The 24,204-nt window shown below is 33.7% G+C and carries 24 protein-coding genes; 16 read left to right on the top strand and 8 right to left on the bottom strand.

What is annotated here, in order from left to right:
• Positions 1-107: 107 nt before the first annotated feature.
• Positions 108-1,037, bottom strand: a complete 930-nt coding sequence (locus HS129_10035; GenBank protein MBE7412379.1) for a bifunctional riboflavin kinase/FAD synthetase — start codon at positions 1,035-1,037, stop codon at positions 108-110.
• Between the two features lie 45 nt (positions 1,038-1,082).
• Between HS129_10035 and HS129_10030 the strand changes: the two genes are divergently transcribed.
• Positions 1,083-1,634, top strand: a complete 552-nt coding sequence (locus tag HS129_10030) for a hypothetical protein (protein ID MBE7412378.1) — start codon at positions 1,083-1,085, stop codon at positions 1,632-1,634.
• Here HS129_10030 and HS129_10025 read toward each other — a convergent pair whose 3' ends face one another.
• Positions 1,635-2,462 (bottom strand): thioredoxin fold domain-containing protein, encoded by an 828-nt coding sequence (locus tag HS129_10025; protein ID MBE7412377.1) that lies wholly within the window; start codon positions 2,460-2,462, stop codon positions 1,635-1,637. It abuts the gene before it with no gap.
• Positions 2,463-2,509: 47 nt separating this feature from the next.
• Here HS129_10025 and hisE point away from each other — a divergent pair, with 47 nt between their 5' ends.
• The 3 genes from hisE to thiD are packed head-to-tail and all read left to right on the top strand — an operon-like array spanning position 2,510 to position 3,893.
• The gene (gene hisE, locus HS129_10020; protein ID MBE7412376.1) at positions 2,510-2,788 is read left to right on the top strand and encodes a phosphoribosyl-ATP diphosphatase; all 279 of its coding nucleotides are present in this window, start codon (positions 2,510-2,512) and stop codon (positions 2,786-2,788) included.
• Positions 2,789-2,793: 5 nt separating this feature from the next.
• Positions 2,794-3,096, top strand: a complete 303-nt coding sequence (locus HS129_10015) for a methylated-DNA--[protein]-cysteine S-methyltransferase (protein ID MBE7412375.1) — start codon at positions 2,794-2,796, stop codon at positions 3,094-3,096.
• Entirely contained in the window at positions 3,093-3,893 is an 801-nt protein-coding gene (thiD, locus tag HS129_10010; protein ID MBE7412374.1) for a bifunctional hydroxymethylpyrimidine kinase/phosphomethylpyrimidine kinase, read from the top strand. Before HS129_10015 ends, thiD begins: the two co-directional genes overlap by 4 nt.
• Before the next feature lie 13 nt (positions 3,894-3,906).
• Here the strand turns inward: thiD and HS129_10005 are convergent, their stop codons facing one another.
• Positions 3,907-4,896 (bottom strand): hypothetical protein, encoded by a 990-nt coding sequence (locus HS129_10005; GenBank protein MBE7412373.1) that lies wholly within the window; start codon positions 4,894-4,896, stop codon positions 3,907-3,909.
• Positions 4,897-4,899: 3 nt separating this feature from the next.
• Positions 4,900-5,379 carry a DUF3347 domain-containing protein gene (locus HS129_10000; GenBank protein ID MBE7412372.1) on the bottom strand — a complete coding sequence of 160 codons (480 nt, stop codon included), beginning with the start codon at positions 5,377-5,379 and terminating at the stop codon, positions 4,900-4,902.
• A gap of 513 nt (positions 5,380-5,892) precedes the next feature.
• Between HS129_10000 and HS129_09995 the strand changes: the two genes are divergently transcribed.
• The 5 genes from HS129_09995 (at position 5,893) to HS129_09975 (ending at position 11,447) form a co-directional block, all read left to right on the top strand.
• Positions 5,893-7,413 carry an FAD-binding oxidoreductase gene (locus tag HS129_09995; protein MBE7412371.1) on the top strand — a complete coding sequence of 507 codons (1,521 nt, stop codon included), beginning with the start codon at positions 5,893-5,895 and terminating at the stop codon, positions 7,411-7,413.
• Entirely contained in the window at positions 7,403-8,092 is a 690-nt protein-coding gene (locus HS129_09990; protein ID MBE7412370.1) for a TetR/AcrR family transcriptional regulator, read from the top strand. The genes HS129_09995 and HS129_09990 overlap by 11 nt, the downstream gene beginning before the upstream one ends.
• Positions 8,049-9,713: a glycerol-3-phosphate dehydrogenase/oxidase gene (locus HS129_09985; protein ID MBE7412369.1), complete on the top strand. Its 1,665-nt coding sequence runs from the start codon at positions 8,049-8,051 to the stop codon at positions 9,711-9,713. Before HS129_09990 ends, HS129_09985 begins: the two co-directional genes overlap by 44 nt.
• A 130-nt stretch (positions 9,714-9,843) precedes the next feature.
• Positions 9,844-10,695: a dioxygenase gene (locus tag HS129_09980; protein MBE7412368.1), complete on the top strand. Its 852-nt coding sequence runs from the start codon at positions 9,844-9,846 to the stop codon at positions 10,693-10,695.
• A gap of 32 nt (positions 10,696-10,727) precedes the next feature.
• Positions 10,728-11,447 carry a DsbA family oxidoreductase gene (locus HS129_09975; GenBank protein MBE7412367.1) on the top strand — a complete coding sequence of 240 codons (720 nt, stop codon included), beginning with the start codon at positions 10,728-10,730 and terminating at the stop codon, positions 11,445-11,447.
• 16 nt (positions 11,448-11,463) lie between these two features.
• On the opposite strand, the gene HS129_09970 is transcribed toward HS129_09975, so the two are convergent.
• From HS129_09970 to HS129_09955, 4 genes are all read right to left on the bottom strand, one after another.
• Complete coding sequence (locus HS129_09970; GenBank protein MBE7412366.1) at positions 11,464-12,360, bottom strand: MBL fold metallo-hydrolase; 897 nt, start codon at positions 12,358-12,360, stop codon at positions 11,464-11,466.
• A gap of 238 nt (positions 12,361-12,598) precedes the next feature.
• On the bottom strand, positions 12,599-13,285 hold the full coding sequence (locus HS129_09965) for a hypothetical protein (GenBank protein MBE7412365.1): 687 nt from the start codon (positions 13,283-13,285) through the stop codon (positions 12,599-12,601).
• Positions 13,286-13,311: 26 nt separating this feature from the next.
• The gene (locus tag HS129_09960) at positions 13,312-16,425 is read right to left on the bottom strand and encodes an efflux RND transporter permease subunit (GenBank protein MBE7412364.1); all 3,114 of its coding nucleotides are present in this window, start codon (positions 16,423-16,425) and stop codon (positions 13,312-13,314) included.
• Positions 16,422-16,952: a MarR family transcriptional regulator gene (locus tag HS129_09955; GenBank protein ID MBE7412363.1), complete on the bottom strand. Its 531-nt coding sequence runs from the start codon at positions 16,950-16,952 to the stop codon at positions 16,422-16,424. The genes HS129_09960 and HS129_09955 overlap by 4 nt, the downstream gene beginning before the upstream one ends.
• 70 nt (positions 16,953-17,022) lie before the next feature.
• On the opposite strand from HS129_09955, the gene HS129_09950 reads away from it, so the two are divergent.
• The 7 genes from HS129_09950 to HS129_09920 all read left to right on the top strand — a co-directional run bounded on the left by HS129_09950 (position 17,023) and on the right by HS129_09920 (position 24,151).
• On the top strand, positions 17,023-17,391 hold the full coding sequence (locus tag HS129_09950) for a hypothetical protein (GenBank protein ID MBE7412362.1): 369 nt from the start codon (positions 17,023-17,025) through the stop codon (positions 17,389-17,391).
• A gap of 509 nt (positions 17,392-17,900) precedes the next feature.
• Positions 17,901-18,587: a TetR/AcrR family transcriptional regulator gene (locus tag HS129_09945; protein MBE7412361.1), complete on the top strand. Its 687-nt coding sequence runs from the start codon at positions 17,901-17,903 to the stop codon at positions 18,585-18,587.
• 9 nt (positions 18,588-18,596) lie between these two features.
• A complete protein-coding gene (locus HS129_09940) occupies positions 18,597-19,118 on the top strand; it encodes a hypothetical protein (GenBank protein ID MBE7412360.1) in 522 nt (173 codons plus the stop codon).
• Positions 19,115-19,594, top strand: coding sequence for a hypothetical protein (locus HS129_09935; protein ID MBE7412359.1), 480 nt, complete (start codon positions 19,115-19,117; stop codon positions 19,592-19,594). The genes HS129_09940 and HS129_09935 overlap by 4 nt, the downstream gene beginning before the upstream one ends.
• Entirely contained in the window at positions 19,569-19,991 is a 423-nt protein-coding gene (locus HS129_09930) for a hypothetical protein (GenBank protein ID MBE7412358.1), read from the top strand. Before HS129_09935 ends, HS129_09930 begins: the two co-directional genes overlap by 26 nt.
• 296 nt (positions 19,992-20,287) lie before the next feature.
• Positions 20,288-20,779 (top strand): DUF1564 family protein, encoded by a 492-nt coding sequence (locus HS129_09925; GenBank protein MBE7412357.1) that lies wholly within the window; start codon positions 20,288-20,290, stop codon positions 20,777-20,779.
• A gap of 198 nt (positions 20,780-20,977) precedes the next feature.
• Complete coding sequence (locus HS129_09920; protein MBE7412356.1) at positions 20,978-24,151, top strand: efflux RND transporter permease subunit; 3,174 nt, start codon at positions 20,978-20,980, stop codon at positions 24,149-24,151.
• The last annotated feature ends 53 nt before the right edge of the window (positions 24,152-24,204 follow it).

Below are 24,204 nucleotides of genomic sequence, written 5' to 3'. Positions count from 1 at the left end.
GAAAAGAGTGGAGATCCCACAAAAATTGAATTTTCTACAATTACATAAAAAGCACCCTATCAACTTCTTACTGTTGTAGTGTTAAATCATATCAAGAATGTCTGTTCTCAAATCCCAAACAAGGATCTGCAAATTTTTTCGTCTTCATGCAATTGGCGAACTAAAGAATCAATAGATGAAAATTTTTTTTCGTCTCTGATTCTTTTTACAAAAATTGTTTTCAGTTCCTTACCGTGTAATTCCCCCGTATAATCCAAAATATGAGTTTCTATACTCAAGGCATTATTTTCAAAAGTTGGATTTGTTCCAATATTGGTCATAGAATAATATACATCTCCTTTGATTTCAGTTTGAGAAGCATAGACACCAACAGGAGGCAAAATAATTTCTTGTGGAATTTCGATATTGGCAGTTGGAAATCCGATTTGTTTTCCTCTATGAAAGCCATGCTTTACCTTTCCTTGAACGTCAAAACCTCTTCCAAGCAGTTTATTTGCTTTTTCTATATCACCCTGTAAAATTAAATTTCTGACAAGAGAGCTGGAAATTTTTTCTTCATCAAAATACACAGGCTCAAATTTATCTACCTGGAAATTATATTTTTTGGAATGCTTAAGTAAAAAGTCAAAATCTCCTTCACGATTTTTTCCAAAGCAATGGTTGAATCCGATAATCATTTCTTTTGCGTTTAATTTTTCTATTAATATGTTTTTTAAAAAAATCTCAGCATTGGTATTTGCAAGTTCTTGAGTAAAAGGGATGATAACAAGAAAATCTACCCCACAATTTTTAATTAGGTATTCTTTTTCTTCTTGAGTTACAATATTTTTAAAGTTAGAATTTTTTCTTAGCACCAGTGCAGGATTAGGAAAATAGGTAACGACAACAGAAAGCAAATTTTTTGATTTTGAAATTGTGACAAGGTTTTTTAGTAGTGCCTCGTGGGCGAGGTGAATTCCGTCAAAATTCCCTAGGGTTACAATTGAGCCTTTAGAAAATTCATCTGAAATTCTGTTTAAATCTCGAATGATATGCAAATTTTCCTCCGATTCACTAACTCAAAATCCGAATATAAGTATAGAATGAAATTTTTATTTCTTATTTTCATGTTTTTTTTTATTTCTAATTTGGCATCAAAAACATTGCCGGATATAAAAAAATATATTAATTTTACTCATCTCTCTGAAAAAGGGGAGTCTTTAAAGCCAGAAGAAACTTGCAGTTACGATAACTTAAAAGTGTGGGCAAATTTTCAGTCTTTAAAACTTCTTCCCGATGATCCTGCTTATGGTTTAAAAGACGGGATTTGTAGAAGTATTCCAAGTGAGGGTTTATCGTTTTTTTTAACGGCTGATCCAACAATTAAGTCCACACTCTACCTCTATCTTGATCTGACTACTTACGAATCTATTGGAAAAAATACTCAATCAATTCAGAAACTATCTGTAAAAATTAATGGGAAAGTAAAAGAAACGATAATTTTTGATTATGCCAAAACTCCAAAAAACCCTGCAAAAATCCCGGTTTTTCCTGAAGAATTTCCTGATGGAAGAATTGAAGTTTTTCTTTCTCCGAATTATTCAAGCGTCGGAAGGTTTTGGGGAATCTGGGATGTATTTTATTCTTATAAATAATTATTTTAAAGAGTTCAGTACTTTTGTAATTTGTTTTTTTTCTTCTACATTTCCTGCAAGCTCTTTCGCTTTCACAAGGTCTTCTTTGGCTTCTTTGATTCTTTGAAGTTTACTAAGTGAAAGTCCTCTGTAATATCTGGCAGAACGCTCGTCTCCTTTTGGAGGAGGGTAGGTTTCTAAATATTTGGTCCAGCAATTCACTGCGTCTAGGTACATTTCTTTTTCAATTTGAATTAAACATAAATTGTAATTTGAATTGTATCTTTTATCGGGGGCTTCTATCTTTTTTGAATTGACGGAAGTTAAGAAATATTTTTCTGATTTTTGGATATCTCCACTTTGGTAGTAATAAATTCCGAGTTTGTAATTAATTTCCACTCCATCGGGATCTTTTTTGTGGTTGGCGAGTAAAATTCCTTCAATATCTTTTTTTTCATAAACAATTTTTAGTTTTGATAAAACCATTTCTTTAGAAGGAAGACCGGTTAGTTTATCTATAAAATTTCCGTTCTTATCTAAAAATAAAATTGTAGGGTAACCCTTAACCTCGTAACGGCTCATAAGATTTGGGAACTCTTCTCCATTCAATCGAACAGGAATAAATTTTTCTAATTCTTTGGTAACCGGTGTAGAAGGAAAAATTTCGTTTTCCAACACTTTACAATAGGAGCACCAGTCGGCATACAAATCAATTACAATAGGTTTACCTGTTTTTTTTGCGAGTTCAAAACCTTGCTTTATTGATTTCAACCAAATAGTTTCGCTATATAGTTTTGTCGGGGATAGACTCCAGCAAATCAAAAAAAATGTCAGTATTCTATAATTCAAAAAAATCCTTCTTTACTTTATACTCATTCTTTTAGACCATTGAATATATGGAATTTTTATTTGCATTAGAAAAAACTCTCGAAAAAAGAAAAACTGAGAAACCTGAAAAATCTTATACAGCCGATCTTTTTAGAGGTGGTATTGACCGAATTTTAAAAAAAATAGGCGAAGAGGCGGGCGAGGTAATCATTGCTTCTAAAAATTCAGATAGAGAAGAATTCATCCATGAAGTAGCCGATTTAGTTTTTCATTTAGAAGTTTTGTTGGTAGAAAAAGGAATTTCTTTTCAAACTATCTTGGAAGAATTAAAGAAAAGACACTCTTAGAAAGTATGTCAAACTTCTACAAAGAAGTGTACAAAGTCACAAAAAAAATTCCAAAAGGAAAAATCTCTACTTACGGCAGGATTGCGGTAATTCTTGGTAAACCAAGGGCGGCAAGAGCAGTAGGTTATGCCTTACACGTATCCAAAGACGATACAATTCCTTGGCAAAGAGTGATAAACTCAAAAGGGCAGATCAGCTTCAAAGGAGACACAGTGCGTTACTTACTTCAAAAAGAAATTCTTTCTTCTGAGGGAATTGAATTCGATGAAAATAACACGGTAGATTTAAAAAAATACGGTTGGCCATAGATTTGAGTCTTTTCCCTGTTACTCTATCTATTGCAGGCTCGGATTCTGGTGGAGGAGCCGGGATTCAAGCGGACATAAAAACTTTTACTTCACTAAAAGTTTATGGGACAACTGCAATTACTTGTATCACATCTCAAAATCCAGATAGAGTTTCTTCGATCCAAGAAGTGCCTTTAGAAATTATAGAAGATCAGATTTGGTCTGTATTAGAATTTTTTCCTGTGAATGCAGTTAAGACAGGGATGCTATTCTCAGAAAAAATCATTCGTAAGGTTTCGGAGTTTGCGAAAAATAGAAATTTTCAGTTAGTCGTTGATCCGGTTATGGTAGCCACGAGCGGTGCCTTACTTTTACAAAAAGATGCAATTGAATCTTTAAAAAAAGATCTTCTTCCTTATTCTGATCTAATTACTCCAAACCTTGATGAAGCAGAAATTTTACTGAATAAAAAAATTACAATAAGACCTGAAATGGAGGCTTCTGTAAAATCAATTTATGAGCTTTTTGGTGTTCCGGTTTTATTAAAAGGTGGTCACTTGAAAAATACCGACGAAGCTACGGATGTTTTATTTGACGGAAAAAATATACATACATTTACTAAAAATTTTATCCATGGTGTAAATTCTCACGGAACCGGGTGCACCTACTCCAGTGCAATTTGTGCTTATTTAGCCAAGGGTCATTCTTTAGTCGAATCAATTTATCGTGCAAAAGAATTTCTCCACTTTACGATTTCTCATTCTTTACCTATTGGGTTTCAAAAAGTACATTCTCTAAATCATTTAATAAGTAAATAAATTTTCTAAAGTGTTACTTCCCTAAAATCTCAGTTTTTATTCCCTTGATAAAATCAATTCCACCACTTTCAAACAATCTTTGAAGTGAATTTTTCTCGCTAAGAGTCAGAATGTTTCTTTCTCTTAGCTGACCCAAGATTTCTACTATTAGCTCGATTTCCATACCATACAATTCTGAATAGATCGCCTGAAACGATAAAGCGTATCCGTGTTTTTTATATCCAGAAATAATAATCTCTGTAGTGTTGATTATCATTGCTTTTCTTTTTACCAACTCTTCCATCGTTTGTAGTATGAAGAAAATTTCCAAATCATCTTTAAATAGCTCTAATAAGTGCTGATAAATTTTTGGAGACTTTAGTGGAAGTTCATAAATCCCGTCCCCAAGTGCATGATAGAGTGTCTTCTCGTCTTCATCGGATAGGTTTGCATAGTTTTCCAATTGTGAAATTATTTCCGGAGGCAGTACCAAAAGAAATTGAGCTGCGAGTGAGGATTCTTCTTTTTCCTTCATCAGGAAATGAATAAAGTTGCAAATTTTTTTTGAAGATACAAAATTCCAAAACAAACTATTTTTAGACTTAAAATAATTATTTTCTAATTTTGCTCTATTTTTTTCATTACTCATTTTTGAAAAATTCTGTAGATCCAATTCTATAATAGAAAGTAACGTACGGTTAGAAAATGCACTTGTGATTTCGTTTATATCTTTTTGGTCAGAGATATTTAAGAAATATCGGATTAGATCGAGTGAGCCCTTGCTTTTTCTGGCAAACTCTTCTATGAAGTGTGGTGAGGCTTGTTGAAATGCGCTAATGGCAACAGAAAAAGAATTTTCTGAATTCATGAATGCTCTTAATTTTTCTATAGCGATACATTCACTTTTTAATCTACCTCCCCAAGGGTTTTGTGCAATTACAGATTTACAGTTAGAAGGGCAAACTTCATAGACAGTGGTGTCTATGAAGCATTTATCCCTTGCTTGTGGTTTTTTTGTTTCCAAAAATTACTTAACAATTTCGCCACAGTCTCTCATGTCCGATGCGTAAGGATTTTTGATTTGAGTTCCTTTGGAAACCCAAGTTTTGGAAACCATCGGACAAAAAAATCTATTGTAAGAAGAATCAATTTGGAATTTTTTCATAGTGACTGCAAGTTCTTCACTAAATGCAGAAAATTCTTTGAAATAATCTTCTCTTTTTGGAGAATCACCAATCTTTTTTAAACTTGTTTCCATTGCTTCTAAAGATTTTTTTACTTCGGAATTCTGAACTTCATTTTTAGAGTTTCCGATTGTTTTGAGTAGTCCGTTCACACTCGGCAAAGCCTTGTCATCAGAAAATAACACAGTATGTATAGATTGATTCATTTCTAAAATACTTTTAAGAGTATTTATGGATCCGGGATCGAGTTTGTTTTTTCCACCACAATGAATCAAAGTGGTTATAAAAGCGATAGAAATTAGAATAGTGTTTATTGATTTCATGTTTATCCCTCTTGAACGAGAAGTGAATATTTATTATCCCATGTTCAGAATTATTGATTTTTAGACAAGGATACTGCGGCAAATTTTCAGAAAAAAAGCAAATAAAAAACGAATTATTTATGAAAAATGGAGTAAAATAATTGCTTTAATTTGTAACGATTTAGGGGTTTTACAATAAAAAGACTGCTGCCTTGAGAGTCACTCTTTTGATTTTCTAAGGGTTTTCTCGCTTCCTTTTTTTTCGATTTATGTCTTATCTTGTCTTGCCAGTGTTCCATTTTTCAACTACTTTACTATTTTCGGAATTCACAACCTCAAACTTCATCCAAGAGGAAAAAAAAACTTGCATAATTTTGACACTGTGTCATAAATTAACAAAGTGTAAATTTTAAACAATTTAAAGGAGAAAAAATAGTGGAAAGAACATACAGAGATATATACAAATGGGGAGACTACAAGCACGAAGAAAAGTTGCAGCCTCACGTTCAAGAATTTTTGAGCGAGTCCTACAACATGAAAATTTTAACTATTCCTTACTTAGAAAATAATGTAGAAGTAAAACTTTCAAAGAAAAGCAAAATTTCTACACAGATCGCAAAACAATTTATTTCCATTGTAGGGAAGGAAAATTATTCTATTTCCGACATAGACCGGGCAAAGCATTCTGGAGCGAAACTTTATTTAGAAATTTTAAAAGCTCGAAAAGGAATAATCGATAACCCTCCCGATGCGGTAATTTATCCTAGAAGCGAAAGGGAAGTTATACGAATTCTATCTATTTGCAAATCTAAAAAAATCCCTGTAGTCCCTTGTGGGGGAAGGACTTCTGTAACTCGCGCTTTGGAGCTGCCAAAAGGAGGAATTTCTTTAGACCTGTCCAAGCACTTTACAAAAGTAAAAAGCCTAAATGAGAAAAATTCTACGGTAACAGTAGAGGCTGGGATACTAGGGCCTTTGTTGGAAAAATTTTTAAATGAGAAAGGCTATACTTGCGGGCACTTTCCACAGTCTTTTGAGTATTCTACACCAGGTGGTTGGGTAGCTGCAAGAGGAGCAGGTCAAGCATCAACCGGTTACGGCAAGATGGAAGATATGCTAATCTCTCTTAGAATGGTGACTACAGAGGGTGTAGTAGTTACAAAGGATTATCCGGCAGCATCGATTGGTCCTGATATAGACCAAATCATTCTTGGCTCGGAGGGAATTTTTGGAGTTATCACAGAGATTACTATGAAGGTAAGAAAATACAATCCTCTGAACTCTTCTCTAACTTCTTTTATGTTTAAAGATTTTGAAAGTGCGGTTACCGCAATGAGGGAAGTTATGCAAGGAGGTTTTGGACTTCCGCATTTTTTTAGGCTGCAAGACCCGGAGGAAACAGAGCTTGCTTTTAAAATGAGCGGTAAAACTGGAAGCATTGCAGATAAGTTTTTAACCTTAATCGGATATACGCCAATGAACAGAAGTCTCATGCACATAATTGTAGATGGAGACAAGGACTATTCTAAATTTGTATTAAAGAAGATTAAAAAAATTGCAAAGAAATATTCCGGTTTTGAAACAGGAAAAAGCCCGGTAAAAAAATGGTTGGAGCAAAGATATTCCAGTGCCTATCTTAGAGATGCTTTTATGGATCAAGCGATGATGCTCGACACTTTAGAAACTGCGGTTAGCTGGGAAAACTTACTTAATCTTTGGGAGAAGGTCAGACAAGTTGTGAAGTCACGTACTGAAACTTTTTGTTTAGTTCATATTTCTCACGCTTATGAAAATGGCGCGAACTTATATTTTATATTTATGAGTCCGATGAAAAAAGGGGACGAGATTCTTGATTTTACTAAATACCAAAAGGAAATCATTGATGCAATCCACAAAAATGGAGGCTCTCTATCTCACCATCACGGAATAGGAAGAATGCTTTCTCCTTGGATGAAATCAGAGGTAGGCGAATTGGGTTTAAAAACTCTTCAATCTTTAAAGAAAAATTTTGATCCTTCCGGAGTTATGAATCCCGGGGGGATGCTTGGGCTTTAAACTTTTGGGAATCAAAGAAAGAAAAGAAAGAAATTTCCAAAAAAGAGAGGCTGAAATTTTAGAAGCCGGAAAGAAAGTATTCTACAAGTTTGGGATATTTTCTTCCACTATGGAAATGATCTCTAACGAAATGGAAATAGGTAGAACTACTCTCTATCTCCATTTCAAAAGTAAAGACGAAATCATGGCAAAAATTTTAACGGAGTGGTATAAAAAACTCAGACTAAAAATAGAAAATATATGTCCGAATCGCAATTCATTAGAAAAAATGAAACTCGTAATTCGAGAATACTTGGAGCATTGCTTGAGCCACCCGGATGAGTATTTTATTTCACGAGTTATAGAATCCTCTGTTAAAAAAGAAAATATTTCAAGAAAGATTTTAAAAGAATTGGAAGAAGAAAGAAAAAAGCGAATCGAATTAATGGAAAATATTTACAATGAAGCAAGGAACGAAGGTCTTATAGAAGACCACCATATATATTTTTTAGTCGGTACGGGCTGGGGAATGTTAAGGGGAGTGGTAGATGTAATTATTGAAAATCACTTTGTAAAAGAAATCACAGAAAAAGAAAAATTCTTTCAATTTGTCGAGAAAGTTTTTTTTCACGGAATCTTATTAAAGGAAAATCACAATGAAACAATTGGGAAGAAAAATTCAAAGCAAGCCTTCAAATAGAAAACAATATGCTTCAAACTACTCGAATGAAGTATTTGACGTACTCATTGTAGGTGGGGGGATTACAGGTGCGAATATTCTTTGGGACTCTACTCTTAGAGGAATGAAATCTATTCTTTTAGAAAAAGACGATTATGCATCTAAGACAAGTCAAGCTACCTCAAAACTAATTCACGGAGGGATACGCTATTTAAAAAATCTTGAGATTGGCCTTGTAAAAGAATCTCTCTATGAAAAAAAGCTTTTAGCAAAAATTTCTCCACACTCTATGAGAATTTTACCCATGATGATACCGCTCTATTCTTTTATGGAAAAAACTATTATGCGATTGGGTTTAAGCTTTGCGGATTTTATTTCTAAGAATAGAAACGAAGGAATCACAGAAGACCTAATTATCCCAAATAGGTTTTTATTGACAAGAGAGCAAACAATTGCTGAAGATCCAAAACTAAAAAGAGAAAATCTTGTAGGCTCGATAGTTTACTACGACTACGCAAATTATAACCCTGAAAGGCACACTACAGAATTTATTTTTTCTGCGAGAAAAAAAGGAGGAGTCGCCTTAAATTATACAAAAGTAACTAAGATAGCTAAAGAGTCTTCCGGGAATTTTCTAATCTATGTGACTGATTCAATTAGTGGAAAAGAAAGCATTCTTCGTTCTAAGACAGTTGTAAACGCCTCAGGTCCTTATGCAGATTTTATAGAAAGTATTGCTGGAGTTCATTCCGAAAAAGTTTTAGTTCGCTCCAAAGGAATCCATGCTGTAATTAGGAAAATTACCTCAGACAAGTCTGTAGTGCTAAAGAAAAAAGACGGTACTCATCTATTTGTTCTGCCTTGGAGAAATCGTAACATTATAGGTACAACAGACACTGTGTATAAAGACGACCCGGATAGCATGAGGGTCACTAAAAAAGAAATTTTAGAACTTTTAGACGAGGTGAACTATTCTTATGGAAATGGAAATCTAGGAGAAAAGGATGTTTTGAATTTTTACGGGGGTTTACGTCCCTTAGTTGAGGAGTCGTCTAACGTATCCGACAATACCTATAGCGCATCCAGAAAAACTGAAATCGTGGATTATAAAGACTTCGGGATGAATGGATTTTTTGCAGCACTTGGAGGAAAATACACTACAAGTAGAGGCGTGGCAGAAGAGCTTGTAAATAAACTTGCAGAATTTTTACCCGGCAAATATAAGCCTTGTCAGACAAAAGAAATAGCTTTATCCGGTGGGAATTTTTCAGACCAAAAAACTTTGATAAAAGACGTAGCAAAAAAATTTCCTAAATTAGATTCAGTAAAATTAGAGACTCTAATAAATAGGTATGGAAGTGATACATTTTCTCTTCCTTTAGATACAAATTTACACGAATTCTATAAATTAGAAAACGGTGAAGTTTTTTATCCGGAAGAAATTGATTTTATTTGCAAAAATGAAGATATTGTATTTGCAGAAGATATTTTGTTTAGAAGATCAGGGATAGCAAACATAGGTAAGTCTGACCCGACTGTAATCAAAAAAATCTTAACTCGAATCGGAAAAAATTTACATTGGAGTCCTAGAAGAGTTTTTATGGAAGAAAAATCAATTTATAAAAGATTTGATTTAGTCTAATATAGTAAGCAACAGCATTACTTTAAAATTTTGGTAGCTTGGCTGAAATATAGGCATCTAAAACACTAAAAGTGTAAATTGTAAGTATTAATTTGTGTATCTAAAATAGCTTAAGTAAGCCTTAAAATCTATGAATATAAATTTAGCTGGTTTAAAAAAAATCACTGATACACTCCCTACACAAAATACAAAAATGCCAGTAATTTTTACGTCTCACGGAAATCCATTTGATATTCCAATACCAAGAGACAAACGAGAGTTTTGGAGTGCTTTATTTGAACTAGGAGTTTACTTACAAAAAAACTATGAAATAAAATGTGCATTAGTTATTTCTGCTCATTGGTGCACTAAAGGTACATTCGTAAATGCATCTATCGAGCAGAAACAAATTTATGATTATTATGGTTTTCCAAAAGAGCATTATGAAGTTTACTACAGTGCTAAAGGCTCTCCAGAAATTGCACACGAAGTAAAAAATATAATTCCTAGTGTAACAGAAACAGCCGATTGGGGATTAGACCACGGCGCGTGGCCTATAATTATGCATTTATTCCCAAATGCAAACATTCCTGTTTTTCAGTTGAGTATAAATTATTTTGCAAAGCCTGAGTACCATTTTGAATTAGGGAGGCTATTAAAACCTCTTAGGCAAAAAAATGTATTGATTATTGGTAGTGGTTCGCTTATCCATAATTTGCAGCTAGCAGGGCAAAAAATGCAAAACAACGATATGACCCCATATAGCTGGGAAGAAGAATATGATACTTGGATAAAAAAACAAATTGAAAAAAGGAATTTTACTGAAATTATAAATTACGAAACAAGCCATAAACTAGGTAAATTAGCAGCACCTACACCAGATCATTTTGTACCTGTGTTATACGCACTTGGGCTTTCAGATGAAAAAGAAGATATAAAATTTTTTTATGAAAAGCCTTCAACACTACCTGCTTTTAGTGAAAGGAGTTTTATCATCAGTTAATTTTTTTAAAATTTATATGGAGAAAAAAAAATATGGAAACTAAAATGAAAGTAGAAGTCTGGAGTGACGTATTGTGTCCTTTTTGTTATATCGGGAAAAGACAATACGAAACTGCTCTAAAAAATTTTAAAGAAAACAGTGAAGTTGAGCTTATCTGGAAAAGCTACCAATTAGACCCACAAGCACCTGAAGCAGCGAAAGAGAACCAAGTGGAATATCTTTCTAAAAGAAAAGGAATGAGTATAGCACAAGTCAACTCTATGCTGGACAGTGTGACAAATTATGCAAAAAGTGTAGGTTTAGATTATAATTTACGAGGCTCAGTAGTAGTAAATTCTTTCAAAGCCCATATCTTAATCCAATTTGCGAAATCAAAAGGGCTTGGTGACGAAGTAGAAGAAAAACTTTTCTATGCTTATTTTACAAAAAATAAAGATATCGCTGATATTGCAAATTTAATCGACATAGGAAAAGAAATCGGGTTAGATGAGTCTGAATTAAAAAATATTTTTAGCGATGATAATTTCTCCTACTTAGTAAAATCAGACCTACAGGAAGCAAACCAAATCGGGGTTACGGGAGTTCCTTTTTTTGTGTTTAATCAAAAATACGCAGTGTCCGGCGCACAAAAACCGGAAATATTTTTAGAGGTCTTAGAAAAATCTTACTCAGAATGGAAAAAAGAAAACTCAAATCCAAAGATACAGATAGTAGAAGGTGACTCTTGCGATATAGATGGAAAATGCAATTAAAATAGAATTCTAAATCTTACTCATCAAAGAAAAAACTCTCTCCGATTTTTAATCCTAATAATTTTTCGAGAGAGATATTTCTATTTTCAAACTCACTGTAAGCTAACCGCAGAGGCTCATCTAAGGCTTCATCGGTTAATACAAAAGTTAAATAGTGCATAGGGATCATGTACTTTGCTTTTAGATCTAAAAATGCCTGAACAGATTGGTGTGGGTCAACGTGCATTGGACTCATAAACCACCTTGGTTCGTAAGCCCCAATTGGTAAAATAGCCAAATCTAAATCGGGGAATTTTTCTCCAATTTCTTTAAACCCTTCAAAATATCCAGTGTCCCCCGAAAAATAAAATTTTTTCTTTATACCGGATACCACATAACTTCCCCAAAGAGTTTTATCGAGGTCTGTAATTTTTCTTCCACTAAAGTGCTGAGTAGGAGTGAAAGTAATTTTCATCTCTTTTTCTTGGACTTCATCCCACCAGTCTAACTCCTTCACTTTTGAGAGCCCTAGGTTTTTTAAAAATTTTTCGTTACCGAGACCTGCAAGAAACAGAGGTTGGAATTTTTTTTCCAGTGCAATTAAAGTTTCTGTGTCTAAATGGTCGTAATGATTATGACTAATAATCACTAAGTCAATTTTTGGAAGATCATCCAAAGCTACGCCCGGTTTCGTATAACGCTTAGGCCCTGCAAATTTTACGGGAGAGCATCTGTCTGACCAGATAGGGTCGGTTAAAATATTTTTACCTTCTATTTGAACAAGAACGGTTGCGTGTCCTATCCAAGTTGCAGAAAAATTTGAATTATTTTCACGAAGAATTTTTCCGTCATTTTTTATTTGTGCAAATTGGTAATTTTTGGGATCGGTTGAAGACTGAATCAACTCATCTCTATTCCATCTCCATTTCACCATCGCACCAAACCCATGGCGAATAAACTTACTTGATGGGTTTTTAAACCCGTTTTCAGTATAATGCGGCTTCAAATCCTTTCTCTCTTTTCCAGACTTGCAATCTATGAAAAAATATACTCCTATAAGGTAAAATACGATTATAGCAATTTCTTTTTTCTTCATAAGGTTAGACTTTCTATTACTACAATATTTGAAAAGGGTTTTTCGTAGTAATTTCATAGATTTAAGAAAATGAAATTTATTTTACTGTGAATAGACCTTGGATTTTTTTTATTAGGTTTGAATTTTTACAGTTGGATTTTAAAACTTCTTCTATATTTTTTTCTTGGGCATAATAAAGAGACGGGTTATTTTCTTTTATTATTTTAAAAAATTCCTCTTGACAGGTAATAGCAGATAAATATACAAAATCATCCATTTCGTCTGCAAAAGTAAAAGGCTGAATATACTCGGCAATCAGCCTTCCGATTTTTGGCTCACGATGACGGATGCTTTCTGAAAACAAAGAGGACAATTCTTTTTTTGAAAGATTACTCGTATCCCAATTTTTAAAGTAAGATTCATTTTTATCATAGAGTGCATGGATTGCACTTGAATATGGAGAGGGCTTATTTAAAAAATACAAAAGTGTAAAAATAGGAAGAGCCGATGAAATTATAGTAAATAAAATACGAGTAATAAATGAATACCTACTATTACTTTGAATAGCCCAAGATAAAACAAGAAACCAAACTCCTAAGCTAAGTCCCCAAAAACCAATCGGACTATCTTCTGACACTTTAGTACTTGGTCCGTAGTTTGACCCTACCTTAAAACTTGTTTCTTGAATATATGCAATTATAAAAAAACTACTCCCAATTATTAAACTAATACCGAGTAATTTAAAAATTACATTTAGTATAGAAGTTATATTTTGAGTTCCCATAATATATAAAAATTTGCTTAAGCATTTTATTCTGCAAGTTTTTTTGAAAAGATTTTCATTATTTTACTACCCTGAAATGGGTTAGGAATCGAATTTTCTATTAAAAGTAAAATCGGTACGATAAATAAAGTTATCATTGTAGCAAATAAAAGACCATAAGCCAATACCAAAGACATGTGGGATAAAAATGGGTCGTAACCTCCAATCCCGTAGCCTGTAGGCATTACTCCAAGGATTGTAGTAGTTGTTGTCAAAAATATTGGTCTAAGCCTTGATACGCTTCCCTCGGTTATCGTTTGAATATCAAACTTTTTTTTATCTCCAAGCTCGCGAATAGTATCCACAAGTACAATGGAAGAATTGACTACAACCCCAAGTAAACCTACAACAGCCACACCAACCATCATAGAGCCAGGAATATTATGGGTGACAAGTACAAAGGCTAACCCTATAGCCATAAATGGAAGAGAAAGCATAACTACAATAGGCCTTGTGTATGATTGAAAAATAAGCGCTATAATAAGGTAAATTCCAAGAATTGCAAAAATTGCTGCGGTGGTTAGCCCTGAAAAAATTAAATTTGTCTCAAGTGGCTGCCCTGAAAATTGAATTTGTAGGTTTTTCTCGTCTGGAAAATTTTTTCTAACTAAGTCCATTAATTCTACAGGAGAAATTATTTCTTGATCTACACCAGCAGTGAGAATCTCCGCACGAATAGAATTGATGTGCTTCACAGATGCAAGAGAGGTTTTCTCTTGGATATTTATCATGCGGTCTAAATTGATTAAATTTCCTTGCTTATTTTTAATAGGAAGTAAATTTTTTGCCTGAATAGAATCTTGATCATTTTTCTTTAAATCGTTGAAATGGATTTTGTCGTCGAGCAATACTCGTAAATTTACCGTGTCATCTGTTCTAGACATATCTGTAACTACAATCCCATTAATAGCAATTCGTATCGAGTTTAAAACATCCTCTGCGGTAAGCCCAACCACAGACAATACAAGATAATTCAATTTCAACACATACTCGTCTAAACCTCGAATAGAATTTGTATCTATATTATTTACGCCTTTGCTGTTTTTTAAAAATTCTTCTATAGACTTAACCTTTTTTTCTCTTAGGCTATCGTTATTTGATATGACTCGTATCTCAATATCCTTTCCCATGGGGGGACCGATTCTTTTTAAATTCAAAGAGTACTGAAAACTATCTTTCGCATTTAATTTTTTTATTTCAGACCGTAAGTTTTCCATGATTTCGTTTGCAGTTCTTTTTCTATTTTGGTAAGGGGTAAGATACACAAATATGGTCGCTAAATTATTTTGGATTCCGCGATCTATGGTGCTGGATTCTGTTTGCACACCAATCCTAGAACTTAGGCCTAAAATTTCTTCTTTAGGCATATTTAATAAAAAGTTTTCAATTTTTTGTAAATTACTTTCTGTTTGAATTGAGGTATAACCAAGTGGAAATGTTAAATTTACAAAAAAACCTTCCGCAGCGTCTTGAGGAAAAGGATCTTTTTTTACATAATTTTTCAATAGGAATAGAGAGAGAAACAGAAGTACGGTCGCAGTAAAAAGAAATTTAAACTTATTCAGTAAAGCCCAGATAAGGCTTTTTTTGTATAAGTTTTCGAGTACTTCCATAATTTTTTTTTGCTGTACTTTTTTAATATTCGAATGGAGTAAATGAGAAGGGAGTATAAAAAAACTTTCACTTAAAGAGACGCTTAACCCGACGATCACCATTAAAGGAATAGTCCAGATGAAAGCACCCGGAAACCCACCTACCAAAAATAGTGGGGCAAATGCAACCATAGTAGTAAGAGCCGATGCAACAACTGGAGCCCACATTCTTTGAACCGCATTTACCGCAGAGTCAATTTTCCCCATTCCTGATTCTAAGTTAGTGTTGTACTTTTCTGCAATAACTACTGCATCGTCCACAAGCATACCTATGATAATAATAAATCCAGCAAGTGAAATTAGGTTTATAGAAATATCCATGACTTTTAAAAATATCAACATTCCAAGCAAAGAAAAAGGAATTCCGAATGCAGTCCAAAATGCAGTCTGAAAATTTAAAAAATAAAATAATACTAAAACTACTAAAATAAAACCCATGATAGAGTTTCCAACAAGTAGATTAATTCTATCTCTTGTAAGTGTAGATTGATCTAACAAAACCAAAGACTCAACCCCATCTGGTAAGATTTCTTTTTTTAAAACTTCATTTACCCTATCTACAGTTTTTAGTAAGTCTTCAGAGCCTAATTTTCTTATAGCAAGAAGCGCACCCGGTTTACCATTATTTCTAACGATTAGCTTTTTATCTTCTGGTGTAAATTCAATTTGTGCTACGTCTCTTAGTTTGATAGAGTTTCCTAGTTCATTTGTAACTAATTCAGTATTTAGTAATTCGGTTGTAGTTTTATATTTTCCTTCTAGGGTAACTTTTTTTTCTCCTTCGTTTGAGTAAATGATTCCTGCGGAGCCTTCTTGGTTACGCATTTTTAATGAATTTGCTATAGCTCTTAAATCCAAAAAATTGTTTCTCGCTTTCACTGGGTCTACTTTGATCAGTATTTCTTCATCACCCAAACCGATAATATCTATTTTAGATACACCTTTTAAGACCCTTAATCTTTCTTTCAAATCCTCTAAATAAGGTTTTAGGTTTTTATACTCACCTGTATAGGCAATTTCCATAACAGGCATATCAGAAGATTTGACCTCCCAAATAGACGGCTTGCCTTTTATATTTGTAGGAAAGTCATCTATCTTAGAAATTGCATTTTCAATATCTGAAAATAACTTCTGAAATTGACTGGGTTTTAGTTTTTCTAAGCCTTGTATCTCAATCTTTGAAACACCTTCTTCTGAATAAGATATAATTTCTTTGATCCCTTCTACTTCTTTTATCTGGTCTTCAATCTTTGAAGTTACATTGATTTCTATATCCTTAGCCGAACCACCTGGTACAATTGTTTGTACAAAAATTTTATTTAGTGGTATTTCAGGAAAACCTTCTTTTTTAGAGTTTACAATACTGAAATACCCAAAAAGAAAAAGCGCTGCAAGAAAAATATCCAATACCATTTTCCTTTCTATAAAAAACTGAACTATATTTTTCATTTTAAACCTCTCCTTGAAAACTCTAAAAATGCACCTTCGATTTTATTCATGATTTTCTTCTGACTTTTAAAAAATTTTTCATCCAATTTTCCAAAAGCAGATTCAATGTTTGAGAAATGAATAGGACCAATTTTTCTGATTTTCTTTTTTCCAGATTTACTTAACTCCACTGTTACTATTCTTCTGTCTCTACTCGACTTCTTGCGAATTACTAGATCTTCTTTTTCTAAAGTGTCTAAAATTCCAGTCATGGTTGGAGGTTTAACACGAATCACTTCAGACAATTCTAAAACAGTCCATTCTCTTTCGCATAACGTATTCAATATAAGTAAGGTTAAAAATCCAGGCTGAGATAACCCTGAAGATTGAAAATAAGAATCTAATAAGGAACTTAACTGAATTGTAAATAGCAAAGCTCGCGAACTAACCATTATAGAATTTTTATTTAATTTAGGATTTTGCGATAGAATCCGATTTTGGATGTCTTTCATGGTTTCAGATGTTAGAATGGTTAAATTTCTACTCATATTCAATTTGACAAATTATTAGGCTCCTAAATATTTGGATACTAACTATTTTCAATTTGTCAAGGAAGTTATGAAAAAATATACATTAAAACTTTCAGTTTTCCTATCTCTCCTTATCGCAATCCCTTCTATAATCGAAGGAATCTCTGTTATCCTGGGGCATAGAAAATCAGATGAAATTGTTCTGTTATGGCTTGTATTTTACAATGTAGGGATGGCTATTTTTTCTCTGGCAGTAGCATTTTTTATCTGGAAAAATTCCACTTTGCGAATCCAGCTCACCTCGGTTGTGCTTATTGGAAATATTTTAGTATTATTTATTCTCTTGTTTATTTTTTTCACAAGTGCTCATGTTGCTACTAAAAGTATATTTGCAATGGGAATGAGAAGTGCTGTATGGCTTCTGATTTATTTTTTAGTTAGAAAGAAAAGCTATTAAATTATTTTTGATAGATTCCTATATTGGGAAGTTTTTTCTTTTTCGCGTTTAATGCAAATTCTGCACTTTTCGTGTAAAAATGTGGGATCTCCAATTTTTCAGTAAAGTGCATGTTTTATACCAATTGTTCACCTTTTATGCAATAATGTGGGAACTCCAATTCAGAGGACTGATGACGGAGGTCTGAGGTCGGAAATAGTAGAGGTAGAATCTTTGCAAATCGGTTTATCTTGTAGATAGAGGTTTTGAGCTTTAGTAGAGTTTTTGAAATTTCGCGTTTAGTGCAGATTTTGCACTTTTCATGCAAAAATGTGGGAACTCCACTCATTTTTAGTAAAGTGTGTGCTTGATACGGATTTGGCAATTTTTCTGTAAAAAAAGAAATTGACTAAAGAAATAATTTTATAGTTGACTATAATTTTATAGTTGGCAATATTGTATAATATGATAAATTCCTTCAAAATAAATTTTACTTTGCTATATCCAAGACAAAGAACAGGAGAACAGTCGTGCCAAATCAAGTCTTTAAAAAATATGGGAAAGTAAATTTGTCCCATTTTACAGTTCGTGAAATAAAATATGCAAAATCAAGATTGAGACTTCTGCATAGTTTAATCAAAGAACTTAAAAATAAACCTGCAAGTGAAATTAAAATAAAAGATCTCTGCAAAAAAGCTGAAATAAGCGAGCCTTCGTTTTACAATTATTTTCCTCAAAAGGATGATATATTTTTTTATTTTGTGGGGCTTTGGAGTATTGAATTATTTTTATATTCTCAAAAATCAAAGTCAGGGCTCGATTCGATTTATCAATTCTTTTCCTATACAGGCAAAACCTCGGAGCTTCATCCATATTTAATGAAAGAACTTTTAGCATATCAAGCAAGAGCAGACATTTTATCCAGAAGTAAATTTGTTCAACCGGTAACGGATGCAGAAAAAACTATAACATTTGGAAGTGTTGACGGAATAGAAAAAATATCTGGAGACGGACTAAGGACATTAATTTTTCAATCCTTAAAAAAGGCGGTAGATGACGGTGAACTTCCGAGGGCTACAAATCTTGATGAGGTTTCAATGGCAGTAGGAGGCATTTTTTTTGGAGTCGCAGGTCTTTGTGCATCTTTAAATTTTAAAAACCTCTCCACTCATTACAAAAATAGCTTAGAAATTATTTTTAATGGTTTAGCCAAATAGGAGAATGCTATGAAAGCTTATGAAGAATTAGAAAAAGATGAGTTGAAAAATTTATTAAATGCTAACTGGATGACACATGATGCAACTTGGTTTGCTGGCTGTTTGGAAGAATTTGGAATTGATAAAACTAATTTATTAAATAAGAATGCAGTCCGTACTATGGCGAAAATTGAGGTTAAACGCTTAAAAAAAATTTTAGGCTTGAAAAGGATTTCAAATATCACTGATTTACAAGATTTTTTGAGAAGTAGTTTTCAAATTATCAAGGGGGTATTCATGAATTTTGAAATGAACTTTTCTGAAGACGGGAAATTAGAATGGAAAGTTCCTAAATGTTTTGCTTTTGAAGGCGTTAGGCGACTTGGTGTTATCGATAAATATGAATGTGGTATAGTTGAAAGAATTTTTGGTTGGCTCGATGAATTAGAAATTAATTACTCAATTCAACCAAAACCAGTGGGATGCAGTATGCATAAATATGGGGTATGCGAAATGACTATTGAATTCTATTTTAATGGAGAGAAATTATGAACTTTGCAATTGCTTGCGCTGCAAGCTCTTTTCGTGGTGTGTTTATACATGGTGTTCTCGACGCATTTAATAGAGGGGGATTAAAACCAAATGCATATTCTGGAGCTTCTTCACTATCTATACCTATTATTTATGCATCTGTAAATAAATTAGAAAAGTTAAACTCTGTAGATTATTGGAAAATGAGAGTTCATGGAGTAAAAGAATTTAATTTTGATATGAGTGCTTGCATTAAAATTGGAATCGATTTAGCTATTCCTGACTTTATTGATGATTTATTTTCTGATGAAGCTACTCGTTTAATGATCGGAGTTAGCAAAGTTGTAACTGAAACAGGTAAGGAGATGACTCAAACTGAAAAAGGTGCAACGAAACTTGGCAGATTATTAATGATTGCTGCAAATAAAAAAGATGCTAAATGGGCGAATGAAAACCTTAAGCCACTCATATTTGACAACAAAACAAACAATAAATAAATACCAATTAAACAAAGATAATATAAAAGATGTTTTGTATGCTACTACTAGATTACTTCAAGGTTGGAAAGAGCCTGCGTGGATTGATAACGAGGCATATATCGATGGTGCTTATACTTGTGGGTGCCCTGTTAAAGAAACAATTGCAGCCGGGTTTAATAAAGTAATTGCTATTTCTGCTGAAATGGGAGGTTTTTATTCAGATTTGTTTGGGGCTATAGAAATTACAGATACAATGGAAGATGCCACTATTTTAAAAATCCAGCCAGACATAGACCTAGGTGATATAGGAGTAAACTTTCTCACCGCAACAGATGAGGGCTTGGAAAAAGCATACGATCATGGTTTTCAAAAAGGTATTTCTTTTTTAGAATCCGAACAATCAATGCTTTTTTAGTAATACACTTTTAGTGTAAATTTGCACTTTTCGTGCAAAAATGCGGGAACTCCATTTTTTTCTGAAAAGTGCATGCTTTATACCAATTGTTCACCTTTCACGCAAAAATGTGGGAACTCCACCTTTTTTGGGTGTTTTCAAGAGATTACGCATTTAGTGCAGATTTGGGACTTTTTGTGTAAAAACTAAAAAAATTTTTCTAAAATTGCAAAAATTTTATTTCTATCGTGATATTATTTTACCTTATATCAAGGGCAGGGATAGAGGAATGAAAACTTTTATATTAGGAGAATACTATGAACCCAGAAAAATTTGAGCGAACCCAATCGAGTCTGCTTATTCCAGAGAAGTATATGGATGAGTTTACCTCGAGGACTGAAACTATTTCGAGAGAGGATTACTTGCATGAATTGTTGGAGAGATACAGGAATGTTTTGCTGTGGAAGACTTTTGAGAAGTTGGATTGTGTTAAGACGGTGTATCAGGAAGAAGGGCAAAATTTGCAAAAGAAGAACTTTCGTCCTGAGAATGCAGATTGGATTGAATTGGGAGAATTTGCTCAATGGCTTGGCATTTCAAGAACGGCTCTTTTTACTCTTCTTTTGTTACTTGACATTGCCGGATGGGACATACTCATCCCTGCCAAGTTCTATGACTTTGGAGTTCCACCTAAGGTCAGTTCTATTGCGGTAGGAGTTTACCTCTCCAAGAGAAAAACTATCCGATACAATAGGCTGATACGACATAAGAAGTGGCGAAAAACTGAAAGAAGCAAAAGAGCTACATAAAAAAGTGAAACAAGCAAAAAATCAAATTGTGCCGAAGAACTATCCGGACCTAACTGTACTTAGACAGCTTCATAAATCCAAACAACTCGAACTAAGACCAAATGTAAAATTACAGCACCTTATTAACTAACCGGTTATTTAATGGAATTGACTTTGGATTCGTAGGTTAAATTTTGGTGTTGAACAAAGGAAAAATTCATGAATATCGCCGGATTTTCTATCAAACACCCAATCTTTATTACAAGTTTAGTTATTTTAATGCTTATTACAGGTTGGGTGTCTCTCAACCGACTAGGTGTAGATCTTTTTCCTGATATAAACATTCCAGTAGTAACCGTAAGTACGATTTACCCTGGAGCAGGACCAGAGGAAATTGAGAATCTAATTTCTAAGCCACTCGAAGAAGAGTTGAGTTCTATATCCGGACTTAAACGACTCACTTCCAGAAATCAGGAAAGTCTTTCTCTTGTTATTGCTGAATTTAATTTATCGACAGACATAAAATATGCAGAGCAACAAGTCAGAGACAAAACTGCCAAAGTCAGAAGAAATCTTCCGGATGGAATTGAAGAGCCTGTGATCATTAGATTTGACCCGGCAGATCAACCCATTGTTCGTTATGGTCTTATTGCCGATTTATCAGATGCTGAAATATATGATCTTGCAAAAGAAGTAATCAAACCACAGTTAGAAAGAATTAGTAATGTCGGTGCGATTAAAATTACAGGTGGTGTCAGAAGAGAAATTCAAATTGAATTAGATCGAGAAAAGATGAACGCTGCACAAATATCTGCATTAGCAATAGCGAATCAGTTCAAAACCGCAGGAAGTAATGTTCCTGTCGGTAAATACGAGGCTGGCTCGAAAGAAACAGCTTTTAGAACAATAGGTAGATTTGAAACATTAAAAGAAATCGAAAATGCAATTATTTTTTTTGGTGGCGAGCTTGGAAATTCTATTATTCTAAAGGCGATCGGTCAGGTGAAAGACGGAACAGAAGATCAAAAATCAATCGGTTCAATTTATGCACCAATCGAAACGAAAAAAGAAAAGGTTGGTTTCTTCGATAAATTTTATTCTAAGAAAAAGGAAAAAGAAAAGATTACCAGAGTTTCAAGACCTGCAATATTTTTAGAAGTGTATAAGCAATCCGGAGCCAATACTGTTGCAGTTGCAAATGCGGTCATGGATAAAATTCATGCAATCAATGAAGAAGTCAAAAATGACAAAGGAAAACCAAATCTAACTCTCATCTACGATGGGTCAAAATGGATTAGGTTTAATATTGAAGACGTTAGTGAAGCTATTATCATAGGAATTTTATTGGCAGTAGTTGTAGTTTATTTATTTTTAGGAAACGTCCGCTCTACAATCATTACAGGGCTTGCACTTCCGAATAGTTTACTTGGTGCGTTTGTACTGATGCTGATAATGGGATTCACGATAAATGTAATGACACTTCTGGCATTGTCCTTAACGGTGGGTCTCTTAGTTGATGATGCTATTGTGGTTCGAGAAAATATTTTTAGAAAGTTGGAAGAGGGTATCCCTGCATTCAAAGCCTCTGAAATCGGTACAAAAGAAGTTGCACTTGCAGTTATTGCAACTACTGCAACTGTAATTGCAGTATTTTTACCGGTTGGTTTTTTAAGCGGTATCATCGGACAATTTTTTAAGCAGTTTGGTTTGACTGTAGTATTCGCAATGATTATCAGTTTATTTGACGCATTGACAGTAGCTCCTATGCTTAGTGCATATTTTGCAGGAACTGTTTCTCACAAGAAGAATTTTGTAATTCGATCTTTTGATAAATTCCAAACTGGTTTAGAAAATCTATATGTGTATATAATGAAGTTTGGGTTGAATAGACCTTTTATTATTTTAATAGGGGCTTTTTTAGTTTTCGTTGGAAGTATTTTTTCTTTAAGTCTCGTAAAAAAGACTTTTATGCCTCCAAATGATCAGGGAGAATTCATGGTTGCTCTTGAGATGCCACCAGGGACATCTCTTAAAGGGATGGAAGAAGTTGTTAGAAAAGTTGAAGATAAGTTAAAACAAATCCCTGAAGTTCATCTCATCGGTACGTTAGTCGGAAACCAAGATGGTGAGCCTAACGTGTCAGTTTCTACAATAACTTTAGTACCTCGCAAAGAAAGAACAAGGAATACTGCACAAGTAAAAGAATATATCAGAGACTTGCTAAAAGAGTTTATTTATGCAAAGCCAAAAGTGAATGACTTTAGTGCTGTAGGTGGAGTCCAGTTTCCATTCAACTTAAACCTAATAGGAGACGATTTAGAAGTTCTCCAAAAGTATTCAGAAAAAGTAATGGAGAAGTTGAAAGGAAATCCTGAACTCACAGATATAGGGACTTCTTTTCAAGCAGGAAAACCAGAATACCAGATCCAGTTAAATCCTGAAAAAATGCAGATGGTAGGTGTCACTCCAGGTATAGCAGGAGCTGAACTTCGATACCATATTGCGGGAGAGGTTGTAGGGAAACTACACTTTAAAGAGTTGGAATACGATATAAGAATGAGATTAAAACCATCACAAAGGAATTTAAAATCAACATATAAAGAAGCCAAGGTTCCTAACGTAATGACGCCTTATAGGCTTATTCCAATATCAGCAATCAGTACAGGTGTAGAAAAATTAGGTCCTTCTAGAATTATTCGTCAGGATCGATCCAGAATTATTCCAATCACTGCGAATCTCACGCCCAAAGGAGCTATCGCCACTGCAACTGAGCTTACGAAAAATATGTTAGAAAAAGAAATTCCTCTCCCTCCCGGAGTAAGGTACGCTTTTGTAGGTCAATCAGAAGATCTTAAAGAGTTAATGCAAAATATAATTCTTGCGTTCGGTATGGCTTTACTTTTTATTTATTTAGTTCTTGCAAGTCTCTATGAATCTTTCATAACGCCTTTTACTATTTTACTCGCTATTCCACCCGCAATTTCTGGAGCATTTCTTGCTCTTGCGATGACCGGAGAAATGTTAAATATTTTTAGTATGATTGGGGTTATCCTTTTAATGGGACTAGTTACAAAAAACTCTATCCTACTCGTTGACCATGCTTTGCAGGGGATCAGAGATGGCCACGATAGAAATAAAGCAATTCTTGAAGCAGGTCGAGTTCGATTGCGTCCTATTCTTATGACAAGCCTTGCCATGATTGCAGGTACTGTTCCAATTGCAATTGGTATGAGCGAAGCCTCGAAAGCAAGAACTGCAATGGGAGTGGCAATCATAGGAGGGCTTGTTATATCTACATTGGTTACATTAGTCGTAGTTCCTGCAGTCTTTGGATATATTGATAGGTTTAGAGAATTTATTGAAAGTAAATTTAGACCTAAAAGTTATGAATAGTGTGTAAGCTAATAGAATTCTGCTGTAAATTTGTCTTATTGAAAGATTTCTAT

The sequence above is a fragment of the Leptospiraceae bacterium genome, assembly GCA_015075105.1.
In the GTDB taxonomy this organism is placed as follows: Bacteria; Spirochaetota; Leptospiria; order Leptospirales; family Leptospiraceae; genus JABWCC01.
The sequence above is the reverse complement of the archived record's forward strand: the minus strand, read 5'-3'. Positions and strand labels throughout refer to the sequence as shown.